Source organism: Streptomyces sp. NPDC025638 (assembly GCF_055558775.1).
This window is the reverse complement of record NZ_JBVHLX010000013.1, coordinates 1-11863: the sequence shown is the minus strand read 5'-3', so window position 1 is coordinate 11863 and position 11863 is coordinate 1. Positions and strand designations below refer to the sequence as shown.

The window sequence follows — 11863 nt, the reverse complement described above, 5'->3', positions numbered from 1 at the left end:
CGCCGGCGTCCGGTCAGCCGGGTGTCCGGTCAGCCGGCCGTCCGGCGAGCCCCGGCTCGCTCAGTCCTCGCCGTAGCGGGGGTCCACCGTCTCCGGGGTGAGCCCCAGCAGCTCTGCCACCTGCTCCACGACCACCTCGTGCACCAGTGCGGCCCGCTCGTCCCGCCCCTTGGTCCGGATCTCGACCGGCCGCCGGTAGACCACGACCCGGGCGCGGCGACCCTCGCGGGCGGGGATCGTCCCGCCGAGCGGCACCGCGTCGTCGCTCCAGCCCTCGCCGGCCCGCCCGTCCAGCCGGGGCACCTCCAGCACCAGGAAATCGATGTCGGCGAGCTGCGGCCACCGTCGCTCGAGTCGCTCCACGGAGTCCTGCACCAGATCCGCGAACGCCTCGGCACGGCTCGCCGCCAGCGGCACCTGGGGTGGCGCGATCGGCCCGCGCATGCCCCGACCGTGGCGATCACGACGACGGGGCCCGGGGCCGGCGGCACGGGGCGGTACACGGTTGTCCATCACTGGTGAAGCGTAGTCCCCGCGCGGTCCGGCCGCCCCGCCTCCACGCGGCAAGGGGGCCGCCGACCGGACGGCAACCGGCCACCCGTACGGCTTGTCTCCACATGACCATTCCAGCCAAGGTTGGGCTCGTTTCCGTATCTCTCCAAGACCGTCGAGCTCAAGGCATTTGACGCTGTTTGTGCCTACCCATGACCGGATGGGGACCCGTCCATGACGCCGGAGTGGTCCGTCCCCGCAGGTCAGCAGGGCGTCTTCAAAGGGGTGTGTGGGGCGTCTCACAGCACGACACGGTGGAGTGACCTGGTGGAGAGTCGTCGCGGCCCGCTCAAGAGTGCGGTACCGTCCAACGTCGTGAGCCCTGTACGTCGCTGTTCGCGCACCGCTTGCGGCCGACCCGCCGTCGCGACGCTGACGTACGTCTACGCCGACTCGACCGCGGTCCTCGGCCCGCTCGCCACCTACGCCGAACCCCACTGCTACGACCTGTGCGCCGATCACTCCGAGCGCCTCACCGCCCCGCGCGGCTGGGAGGTCGTACGACTCCTCGACGGCTCCGTACCCGCCCGCCCCACCGGGGACGACCTGGAAGCCCTCGCCAACGCCGTGCGCGAGGCGGCCCGCCCCCAGGAGCGCGCGGCCGAGGCGGGCGGCGCAGGCGCGCGCACGGCGGACCCGATGGAGGTCGCCCGCCGCGGCCATCTGCGGGTGCTGCGCTCCCCGGACAACTGAGCCGCCCGCGCGCGTGTTGCGCCTACCGGCGTCGCCTCGACGTGCGGTGCGACGGCCTGACCTGAGATTAAGTCTGGGGGTCCACTGGGCGTTCCCACATCGGCGCCTTACCCGGGACGGGTAGTTTGGGGCGACCGATGGAACTTTCAGGAGGGTTGGCCGTGGCTGCTGATCTGTCGCAGATCGTGAAGGCGTACGACGTACGCGGGGTGGTCCCGGACCAGTGGGACGAGACGCTGGCCGAACTCTTCGGCGCCGCCTTCGTCCGGGTGACCGCCGCGGACGCGATCGTGATCGGCCACGACATGCGTCCGTCGTCGCCCGGCCTGTCCCGTGCCTTCGCGCGCGGCGCGGCCGCATGCGGCGCGGACGTCACGGAGATCGGCCTCTGTTCGACGGACCAGCTGTACTACGCCTCGGGCGCCCTGAACCTCCCGGGCGCGATGTTCACGGCCTCGCACAACCCGGCGCAGTACAACGGCATCAAGATGTGCCGTGCGGGCGCGGCCCCGGTCGGCCAGGACACCGGCCTCGCCGAGATCCGCGAACTGGCCGAGCGATGGCTGGAGTCGGGCGCCCCGGAACCAGCCCCGACGCCGGGAACGATCACCCGGCGCGACACGTTGGAGGATTACGCGGCCTATCTCCGCTCCCTCGTCGACCTGACCGCGGTCCGCCCGCTGAAGGTCGTCGTCGACGCGGGCAACGGCATGGGCGGCCACACGGTGCCCACGGTCTTCGCCGGCCTGCCCCTGACCCTCGTCCCGATGTACTTCGAGCTGGACGGCACGTTCCCGAACCACGAGGCCAACCCCCTCGACCCCGCCAACATCGTCGATCTCCAGAAGCGCGTCCGCGAGGAGGGCGCCGACCTCGGCATCGCCTTCGACGGCGACGCCGACCGCTGCTTCGTCGTCGACGAGAACGGCGACCCGGTGTCCCCGTCGGTGATCACCGCCCTGGTGGCCGCGCGCGAGCTGGCCAAGAACGGCGGCGCGGGCACGATCATCCACAACCTGATCACGTCGTGGTCCGTCCCCGAGGTGGTCCGGGAGAACGGCGGCACACCGGCCCGCACCCGCGTCGGCCACTCCTTCATCAAGGCCGAGATGGCGCGGACGGGCGCGATCTTCGGCGGTGAGCACTCCGCCCACTACTACTTCAAGGACTTCTGGAACGCCGACACGGGCATGCTCGCGGCCCTCCACGTCCTCGCTGCCCTCGGCGGCCAGGACGGCCCTCTGTCCGCCCTGGTCTCCCAGTACGACCGCTACGCCGGCTCCGGGGAGATCAACTCCACGGTCGACGACCAGGCCTCCCGCATCGCCGCGATCCGCTCCGCGTACGAGGGCCGCGACGACATCACCCTCGACGACCTCGACGGCCTCACCGTCTCCGCCGCCGACTGGTGGTTCAACGTCCGCCCCTCCAACACCGAGCCGCTGCTGCGCCTGAACGCCGAGGCCCGCGACGAGGCGACGATGGCAAAGGTGAGGGACGAGGCGCTGGCGATCATCAGGGGCTGACCTCGGCGACCTTCCCGCCGGTCGGGCCCAGGGAGTGGGTTGGCGAATCCAACCCACTCCGCCCGGCGCCTCACGGCGGTACCCTGACCAGGCACATCAGTGCACATCCGCACCTGCCCGAAGGGACACCCCATGCCGCTCGAAGCCGGCCTCCTGGAGATCCTCGCCTGCCCGGCCTGCCACGCCCCGCTGCGGGAGCAGGACACCGAGCTGATCTGCACCGGTCAGGACTGCGGCTTGGCGTACCCCGTCCGTGACGGCATCCCCGTCCTCCTGGTGGACGAGGCCCGCCGCCCGGCGTAACGCCGAGGGCCCGCCGTACCCACGGGCCCCACCACCGCCCACAGCCAGGCCCCGCGCGCAGACACCCGCGCAAGCGCCCCTCATACAGACGAGCCGCCCCTCTCAGGACCCCGGCGACCGGAGGCTGCCGCCCATGCTCGACGAATCGCTGCTCGACACCCCGGAGGGCCTCGCCGAGGCCGACCAACGAGGCCTTCTGCGCGGCGCCGCGGAGGCAGGCGCCCGCGTCCGCACCGCGGCCCGGCACGCCGTCGAGGCGGGTATCAACGAACTCAAGCCGGACGGCCGTCCCCGCGCCGTCCTGATCGCCGGCCCCGGCGCCGCCGCCACCCATGCGGCCGACCTCCTCGGCACACTCGCCGGCGCGGGCAGCCCCGTCACCCGTCTGGCCCCCACCGGCGTCGCCCCCGCGGCTGGCGCCCTGCGCTGGGAGCTCCCCGGCTGGGCCGGCTCCGTCGACCTGCTCCTGATCGCCACCCCGGACGGCACCGAACCCAGCCTCTCGCTGCTCGCCGAGCAGGCCTACCGCCGCGGCTGCTCGGTCGCCGCCGTCGCCCCCGCCCAGACCCCGCTCCACGAGGCGGTCACCGGCGCGCACGGCATGTTCGTCCCGATGGCCACAGCGCCGTACGACCACGACGAACCCCTCGCCGCGTCCTCCCCGGGCGTCCTGTGGGCCCTGCTCACCCCGCTGCTCGCCCTCCTCGACCGCATCGGCCTGCTCAGCGCCCCGCCCGAGGCCCTGGAGCAGGTCGCCGACCGGCTCGACCACATCGCCGAGCGCTGCGGCCCGGCCATCGCCACCTACAGCAACCCCGCCAAGACCCTCGCCGCCGAACTCGCCGACACGCTCCCGGTCATCTGGACGGAGGGCGCCTCGGCCGGCGCCGCGGGCCGCCGTTTCTCCGCCGAACTCGCCGAACTCGCCGGACAGCCGGCCCTCGTCGAGGAACTCCCCGAGGCACTCGCCGCGCACAGCGCCCTGCTCGCCGGCCCCCTGGCCGCCGAAGCAGACCCCGACGACTTCTTCCGGGACCGCGTGGCAGAGGCCCCCGCGCTGCACGCGCGCGTGGTGCTGCTCCGCGACCGCCCGATCAGCGGCCTCACCGCCGCCCCGGCCGCCCGTGACCTGGCGCTCAGCCATGACACGCCGATCAGCGAGCTGGAACCGGAGCCGGGCGACCAAATCGAGACCCTCGCGGAACTGATCGCCGTCACGGATTTCGCCGCCGTTTACCTGGCGCTCGCTTCAAGGGCCTGATCTTGACCCCGAAGCCCTGACCGCCGTACGCGCGAAGACCCCTGAGCAGAGAAGAAACAGAGACGTTGATGGACCGCCTCGACAACACCGTCCGCCCCTACGCCTGGGGTTCCACCACCGCCATCCCGAAGCTGCTCGGCGTGGAGCCGACCGGCGAACCACAGGCGGAGATGTGGATGGGCGCGCACCCGGGCGCACCCTCGCGCACCGCGCGCGGCACGCTCGTCGAGGTCATCGACGCGAACCCGGAGAAGGAGCTCGGCCCGCGCGCGGTCGCGAAGTTCGGCCCGCGCCTGCCCTTTCTGCTGAAGATCCTCGCGGCCGGTGCCCCGCTCTCCCTCCAGGTGCACCCGAACCTGGATCAGGCCAAGGAGGGGTACGCCGACGAGGAGCGCCGGGGAGTCCCGGTGGACGCCCCGCACCGCAACTACAAGGACGCCAACCACAAGCCCGAACTGATCTGCGCGCTCACCGAGTTCGACGGCCTGTGCGGTTTCCGCGACCCGCTGCGGGCGGCCGACCTGCTCGACGGCCTCGGCGTCGACTCCCTCAAGCCGTACGTCGACCTGCTGCACGCCCACCCCGAGGAGGCGGCGCTGAGGGAGGTGCTCACCGCGATCCTCACCGCCGACCCCGAGGAGATGGCCCACACGGTCGACGAGACCACGGCTGCCTGCTCCCGCCTCGGCGGCGACTACGCGCCCTACGCCGACCTCGCCCACCACTACCCGGGCGACCCGGGCGTCATCGCCGCGATGCTGCTCAACCATGTCCGGCTCCAGCCCGGCGAGGCCCTCTTCCTCGGCGCCGGCATCCCGCACGCCTACCTGAGCGGCCTCGGCGTCGAGATCATGGCCAACTCCGACAACGTCCTGCGCTGCGGCCTGACCCCCAAGCACGTCGACGTCTCCGAACTCCTGCGCGTCGTCCGCTTCGAGCCGCGCGACGCCGGTGTCCTGCGCCCGGAGGCGGCCCCCGACGGCGAGGAGGTCTACGAGACCCCCATCGACGAGTTCCGGCTGTCTCGCTACGTCCTTCCCGAAGCCGGCACCGCCCATGACCTCACCCTCCCGACCCCGCAGATCTTGCTCTGCACGGCCGGTTCCGTACGGGTGGGCGAGCACGAACTGGGCCCGGGCCAGTCGGTCTTCGTGGCGGCGGGCGAAGAGGCCGAGGCGTCCGGGGCGGGCACCGTATTCCGGGCCACTGTGATTGTCTGACCGCGCCTGTGGATACCTGACGCGCCGCCGGTGGACAGGGCTGCAAGAATGGCCCACCGGCAAAGGACGGGCAAAGGCGAAGGGCAGGGCCCTGGCCGGCGCAGACGGACGAAGGCGAAGGGACAACGCGGACACATGAGCGCGTCAGGCGGCACCAGGGCGATCGTGGCGGCACTCGGCGCCAACCTCGCGATCGCGGCATCGAAGTTCGTGGCGTTCGCGTTCAGCGGTTCGTCGTCGATGCTCGCCGAGGGCGTGCACTCGATGGCCGACTCCGGCAACCAGTTCCTGCTGCTCATCGGCGGCAAGAAGGCCCAGCGCGAGGCGACCCCCCAGCACCCCTTCGGCTACGGCCGCGAACGCTACATCTACGCCTTCCTGGTCTCGATCGTCCTCTTCTCCGTCGGCGGCATGTTCGCCATCTACGAGGGCTACGAGAAGATCAGCCACCCGCACGAGGTCGAGCACTGGTACTGGCCGGTGGGCGTCCTCGTCTTCGCGCTCATCGCTGAGGGCTTCTCCTTCCGTACGGCCATCAAGGAGTCCAACGAACTGCGCGGCAGGCTCTCCTGGTCGCAGTTCATCCGCCGCGCCAAGGCCCCCGAGCTGCCGGTCGTCCTCCTGGAGGACTTCGGCGCGCTGATCGGTCTGGTCCTCGCCCTCGGTGGTGTCGGCCTCGCGCTGCTCACCGGCGACGGCGTCTGGGACGGCATCGGCACCGTCTGCATCGGCGTCCTGCTCGTCCTGATCGCCCTCGTCCTGGCCGCCGAGACCAAGTCCCTGCTGCTCGGCGAAGCCGCGGGCCTCGACGTGGTCAAGCAGATCGAGTCCGCGATGGTCGACGGCGACTCGGTCACCGGCATCATCCACATGCGCACGCTCCACCTCGGCCCCGAGGAACTGCTGATCGCCGCCAAGATCGGCGTCCGGCACGACGACACGGCCGCCGAGGTCGCGGGCGCGATCGACGCCGCCGAGGCCCGTGTCCGTGCCGCCGTCCCGATCGCCCGCGTGATCTACCTCGAGCCCGACATCTACAGCGAGGCCGCGGCAGCCAAGGGCCCGGACCCCAAGGCGACCCCGGGCGGCCCGACGCCGCACGCGGCCGGTCACTGAGCTCGTCGCGCACTCGACCGTCGCCCATCGGACACCTTCCCGTCGTGCCGCGCGGGCCGCTCCGGCCGCCGATCACATCCCGAGATCGGCGCGATGTGTTCGAAGGCGGACTGGGGACCGCGGGGCCCTCCGGTGTAGCTTGGGACGGAGCCAGACGTCGCTGCTGATGGCGGTCGGGCGGTCCCGTAGCGGACCGACCGAGGGAGAGAGGGCCTCCGACGGACTGCGCTGCGCGCACGTGGGCATGCCTGTGTCCTCCTTTCGGGCACCCCTGTGTCCGCCGCCGCGCAGACCAGCCGTAACCACCTCGACCCAACCCCGAGGAGCAGCTCGCAATGACGACTGTCGACAACCGACAGGACTTCAAGGTCGCCGACCTCTCCCTGGCCGAGTTCGGCCGCAAGGAGATCACCCTCGCCGAGCACGAGATGCCGGGCCTGATGGCGATCCGCAAGGAGTACGCCGAGGCGCAGCCCCTCGCCGGCGCCCGTGTCACCGGCTCCCTGCACATGACCGTGCAGACCGCCGTGCTCATCGAGACCCTGGTCGCCCTGGGCGCCCAGGTCCGCTGGGCCTCCTGCAACATCTTCTCCACCCAGGACCACGCCGCGGCCGCCATCGCCGTCGGCCCGAACGGTACGCCCGACAACCCGCAGGGCGTCCCGGTCTTCGCCTGGAAGGGCGAGACCCTCCAGGAGTACTGGTGGTGCACGGAGCAGGCGCTGACCTGGCCGGACAGCCCCACCGGCGGCCCGAACATGATCCTGGACGACGGCGGTGACGCCACCCTCCTCGTCCACAAGGGCGTCGAGTACGAGAAGGACGGCAAGGTCCCCGCCCTGGAGACCGCCGAGTCCGACGAGCACCGCGTCATCCTCCAGCTGCTCCACCGCACCCTGGGCGAGAACCCCCAGAAGTGGACCCAGCTGTCCTCCGAGATCCGTGGTGTGACGGAGGAGACCACGACGGGCGTGCACCGCCTGTACGAGATGCAGCGCGACGGCGTCCTGCTGTTCCCGGCGATCAACGTCAACGACGCGGTGACGAAGTCGAAGTTCGACAACAAGTACGGCTGCCGCCACTCCCTGGTCGACGGCATCAACCGCGCCACGGACGTGCTGATCGGCGGCAAGACCGCGGTCGTGTGCGGGTACGGCGATGTGGGCAAGGGCTGCGCGGAGTCGCTGCGCGGCCAGGGTGCCCGGGTGATCGTCACCGAGATCGACCCGATCTGCGCGCTGCAGGCGGCGATGGACGGCTACCAGGTCACCACCCTGGACGAGATCGTCGACAAGGCCGACATCTTCATCACCACGACCGGCAACAAGGACATCATCATGGCCGCGGACATGGCCAAGATGAAGCACCAGGCCATCGTGGGCAACATCGGCCACTTCGACAACGAGATCGACATGGCCGGCCTGGCCAAGATCCCGGGCATCGTCAAGGACGAGGTCAAGCCGCAGGTCCACACCTGGACCTTCCCCGACGGCAAGGTGATCATCGTGCTGTCCGAGGGCCGTCTGCTGAACCTCGGCAACGCCACCGGTCACCCCTCGTTCGTGATGTCCAACTCGTTCGCGGACCAGACCCTGGCCCAGATCGAGCTGTTCACCAAGCAGGCCGAGTACCCGACCGGCGTGTACACGCTGCCCAAGCACCTCGACGAGAAGGTCGCCCGCCTCCACCTGGATGCCCTCGGCGTCAAGCTGACCGTGCTGCGCCCGGAGCAGGCCGCGTACATCGGCGTGGAGGTCGACGGTCCGTACAAGTCGGACCACTACCGCTACTGAGTCCGCGGTTCCGCTCGCCGGAGGAGCCCGTCCGTGCACTGACGCGCTCCTCCTGGCGGCAGGTCCTTCGAGGCAGGCCCCCGCACCCCCGTGCCGGGGGCCTGCCCCTTTGGCCGGCCGGCCGTCACACCGGCCGGAGCGGCCCGTCGAGGTGACCGGACCACCAGCCCGTCAAGACCCAGGACCCCCATGCCCCGCGGCCGTTATTCGCTTCACGATCCGCACGATCACACCCCCCTCGCGGAAGAGCACTTCCAGTGCGCGCCCGGCCCCTCCGGCTGGCGCTACGTGTCCCAGCTGACCACCCCGTCGGGCGACCACAGCGGCTCCGTCGACCTCGCCCTCGACGACCTCGGCCGCCCCATCCGCCTCGAACTCCACGCGGCAGGCTGGCAGGTGCGCGGCGCCGCCCTGGACGGCGTCACCTGGGTCCGAACCGACCCCACCGGCACCCAAGCCACCGAAGGCAATGTGCGCGCCCACGCCTTCACCGGCACGTCCCCCGCGTTCCTGGTCGCCACCACCCGTCTCCTGCGCCTCACCCCTTCCTCCACCGCGACCCGAGTACGCCTCGTGGCCTTCACGGACCCGGTCCTCGCCCCACGCACCGTCGACCAGTCCTGGGCCCTGGTGAACAGCGAAACACACGCCACTGACAACGGCCCTCTGACCGTGGACGAATACCAGGTCACAGCCCTGGACACGGGTGAGCGGCACACCGTGCACATCGCGGGCGACGTGGTCCTCGCGGCGCCCGGCATCGAGCTGGAGGACCTGCAGTCGCCGCCGTCACTGTTCGGCTGACGGGGACGAGGTGCCGCGGCGGCTCGGGCGCGAGCTATGCCGGTGGTACGAATCCGGTGGCCGGGCGGTCGCCAGGCGCCCGGTCCTGCGGGGCCGCGGGCCGGTCGGCAGGAGCCGGAGAGGCAGGAGAGGCGTAACCGCTGGGAACACCGGCGGCAGGCGGGAAACCGTTGGGCGGGAAACCGTGAGGAGCGCCTCCCACGGCAGCCGCCGCACCCGCGACAGGCGTTCCACCAGGGACGGGCGCCCCGCTCGGGAGGGGCACGCCCCCCGCGACTGGCATGCCTCCCGCAAACGGGGCTCCCGCGGCCGGACCGCCTCCGAACGCCCGACGGGCCTCGCGTGCCTGCCGCTCGTTCATCACCGCCGCCAGATAGGCCGCCGACGGCACACCCTGAGGCGCCGGAGTCCCCGTGCGAGCCGCAAGCTCGGACGCGAGCCGCTCCGCCATGGTCCAGGAGACCTGCGGATCGAGCTGCTGCATACGCGTCAGGTACTGACGGACGGCAAGCCACAGACCGTCGGGCACCGCCGACAGGTCGACCTCCGAAAAGCGCCCCACCAGCCAGGGCGGCGGCGGAGGAACGAAGCCGGTCTGCCCGACGGGCACCCGTTCCCGTACGACCAAGGTGCCCGCGAACACATCCCCGAGCCGCCGCCCGCGCGCCGAAACGAGCGACGCGATACAGGCGACGACCCCGAAGGTCAGCAGGATCTCGACGACGCCGATGGCGCCCCGCACCAGTGCGTGCCGGAAGCGGATGGGCCCGCCGTCGTCCCGCACCACGCGCAGTCCGCACGCCATCTTCCCCAGCGACCGACCATGGCTCAGCGTCTCCACCGCGATGGGCCCGCCCACCAGCACCAGCAGGAACGTCGCGATCGAGAGCGCGATCTGGGCCGCCTCGTCCAAGGACGCCGTCGACGCCACCAGGACCAAGGCCACGGCTATATAGACGGCCATGGCCACGACCAGGTCGAGCAATATCGCCAGCGCCCTGCTGGGCAGCCTCGCGGGGCGCAACTCCAGCGCCACCGCCTCGCCCGTCACCAGCTCACTCACGCCCGCCGTCCTTCCCCTGGTCTGCCCCGAGAACCGCAAGTCTGCCAAGCTGAGGGCGCATCGCGCCCCAGTACGACAAGCTGACAGCCCTGATCAGCAGTCGACGAACAGCCGAGGAGCAGGCAGACCCGATGGACCTGGACGTCTTCGTCTCCGCCCACCGAGCCGAGTGGGACCGCCTCGACGCCCTGCTCAGGCGCCAGCGCCGCCTCTCCGGCGTGGAGGCCGACGAACTCGTCGCTCTGTACCAGCGCACAGCAACCCATCTTTCCCTGATCCAGTCCGCCGCCCCCGACCCGCAGCTCACGGGTCGGCTCAGCCAACTCGTGGCACGCGCGCGTAGCGCCGTGACGGGAACCCGACGCGCTTCTTGGCGCGACGTGACGCGTTTCCTGGGGTACGGCTTTCCCGCCGCGGTCTATCGGTCGCGCCACTGGTGGGTACCAACCGCGCTGGTGTCCACCGCCATCGCCATTCTCCTGGGCTGGTGGATAGGCACGCACCCCGAGGTGCAGTCGTCCATAGCGGCCCCGAACCAGCTGCGTGAGCTCACCCGGCCGGGCGGTGAGTACGAGACGTACTACTCGAGCCACCCGGCCGCCTCCTTCGCGGCCCAGGTGTGGACGAACAACGCCCAGGCCGCAGCGATGTGCCTGGTCCTGGGCGTCTTCCTCGGTCTGCCGGTCCTCTGGATCCTCTTCGAGAACATGCTCAACCTGGGCGTCGGCTTCGGCCTCATGTCGTCGGCCGGCCGACTCGACACGTTCCTGGGCCTGGTCCTCCCACACGGCCTGCTCGAACTCACGGCGGTCTTCGTGGCCGCCGGTACAGGACTGCGCCTCGGCTGGACCGTGATCGACCCGGGTCCCCGCACTCGTCGCACCGCTCTCGCCGAAGAGGGCCGGGCCGCCGTGGCCATGGCGATCGGCCTCGCCCTGGTCCTCTTCGTCTCCGGTGCCATCGAAGGCTTCGTCACCCCCTCGGGCCTGCCCACCTGGGCCCGCATCGGCATCGGAGTCGTCGCTGAGCTGGCGTTCCTCGCATACGTCTTTGTCCTGGGCGGCCGTGCCGCACGCGCGGGCGAAACGGGCGACCTTGAGGAGGCCGAGCGCAGCTCGACCGTTCCAACGGCCGCCTGATGTGCATGCACGGGTCCTGAGCTGCTAGTCTCCTCTTCGCCCCACAGGAGCCGTTGACACGGAGCATGCGGGGAGGTAGATTCAAACAGTTGCCTAGAGGGCTGCACAGACAGTCCCGGCGGCGGCTTTGAATCTATCTGCTTCTCGTGGAGTCACAATTCCGAGAAGCACCCTCCGATTACTCAGAAATGAGCAGCCGGTTAGACCGGCCCGAAACTTCTGATAAAGTCGGAACCGCCGGAAAGGGAAACGCGAGAGCGGGAACCTGGAAAGCGCCGAGGAAATCGGGTCGAGAAAAGATCTGATAGAGTCGGAAACGCAAGACCGAAGGGAAGCGCCCGGAGGAAAGCCCGAGAGGGTGAGTACAAAGGAAGCGTCCGTTCCTTGAGAACT

11 protein-coding genes are annotated in these 11863 nt (G+C 70.9%); 9 read left to right on the top strand and 2 right to left on the bottom strand.

The window, feature by feature from the left end; genetic code table 11:
* Positions 1-60: 60 nt before the first annotated feature.
* Positions 61-513: a metallopeptidase family protein gene (locus tag ACZ4EG_RS30205; RefSeq protein ID WP_363300318.1), complete on the bottom strand. Its 453-nt coding sequence runs from the start codon at positions 511-513 to the stop codon at positions 61-63.
* 306 nt (positions 514-819) lie between these two features.
* Between ACZ4EG_RS30205 and ACZ4EG_RS30200 the strand changes: the two genes are divergently transcribed.
* The 8 genes from ACZ4EG_RS30200 to ACZ4EG_RS30165 all read left to right on the top strand — a co-directional run bounded on the left by ACZ4EG_RS30200 (position 820) and on the right by ACZ4EG_RS30165 (position 9268).
* Positions 820-1245: a DUF3499 domain-containing protein gene (locus ACZ4EG_RS30200; RefSeq protein ID WP_263209435.1), complete on the top strand. Its 426-nt coding sequence runs from the start codon at positions 820-822 to the stop codon at positions 1243-1245.
* Positions 1246-1406: 161 nt separating this feature from the next.
* A complete protein-coding gene (locus ACZ4EG_RS30195; RefSeq protein ID WP_467792803.1) occupies positions 1407-2771 on the top strand; it encodes a phosphomannomutase/phosphoglucomutase in 1365 nt (454 codons plus the stop codon).
* A gap of 132 nt (positions 2772-2903) precedes the next feature.
* Positions 2904-3074: a Trm112 family protein gene (locus ACZ4EG_RS30190; RefSeq protein WP_263209431.1), complete on the top strand. Its 171-nt coding sequence runs from the start codon at positions 2904-2906 to the stop codon at positions 3072-3074.
* Between the two features lie 133 nt (positions 3075-3207).
* On the top strand, positions 3208-4335 hold the full coding sequence (locus ACZ4EG_RS30185) for an SIS domain-containing protein (protein ID WP_467792802.1): 1128 nt from the start codon (positions 3208-3210) through the stop codon (positions 4333-4335).
* Between the two features lie 68 nt (positions 4336-4403).
* A complete protein-coding gene (gene manA, locus ACZ4EG_RS30180) occupies positions 4404-5555 on the top strand; it encodes a mannose-6-phosphate isomerase, class I (RefSeq protein WP_453555002.1) in 1152 nt (383 codons plus the stop codon).
* Positions 5556-5690: 135 nt separating this feature from the next.
* Positions 5691-6671: a cation diffusion facilitator family transporter gene (locus tag ACZ4EG_RS30175; protein ID WP_453555000.1), complete on the top strand. Its 981-nt coding sequence runs from the start codon at positions 5691-5693 to the stop codon at positions 6669-6671.
* Between the two features lie 335 nt (positions 6672-7006).
* Positions 7007-8464 carry an adenosylhomocysteinase gene (ahcY, locus tag ACZ4EG_RS30170; protein WP_467792801.1) on the top strand — a complete coding sequence of 486 codons (1458 nt, stop codon included), beginning with the start codon at positions 7007-7009 and terminating at the stop codon, positions 8462-8464.
* 189 nt (positions 8465-8653) lie between these two features.
* Entirely contained in the window at positions 8654-9268 is a 615-nt protein-coding gene (locus ACZ4EG_RS30165; protein WP_467792800.1) for a hypothetical protein, read from the top strand.
* A 34-nt stretch (positions 9269-9302) separates the two neighbouring features.
* Here the strand turns inward: ACZ4EG_RS30165 and ACZ4EG_RS30160 are convergent, their stop codons facing one another.
* The gene (locus ACZ4EG_RS30160; protein WP_467792799.1) at positions 9303-10331 is read right to left on the bottom strand and encodes an RDD family protein; all 1029 of its coding nucleotides are present in this window, start codon (positions 10329-10331) and stop codon (positions 9303-9305) included.
* A 131-nt stretch (positions 10332-10462) separates the two neighbouring features.
* Between ACZ4EG_RS30160 and ACZ4EG_RS30155 the strand changes: the two genes are divergently transcribed.
* A complete protein-coding gene (locus ACZ4EG_RS30155; protein WP_453554992.1) occupies positions 10463-11470 on the top strand; it encodes a stage II sporulation protein M in 1008 nt (335 codons plus the stop codon).
* Positions 11471-11863 lie beyond the last annotated feature (393 nt).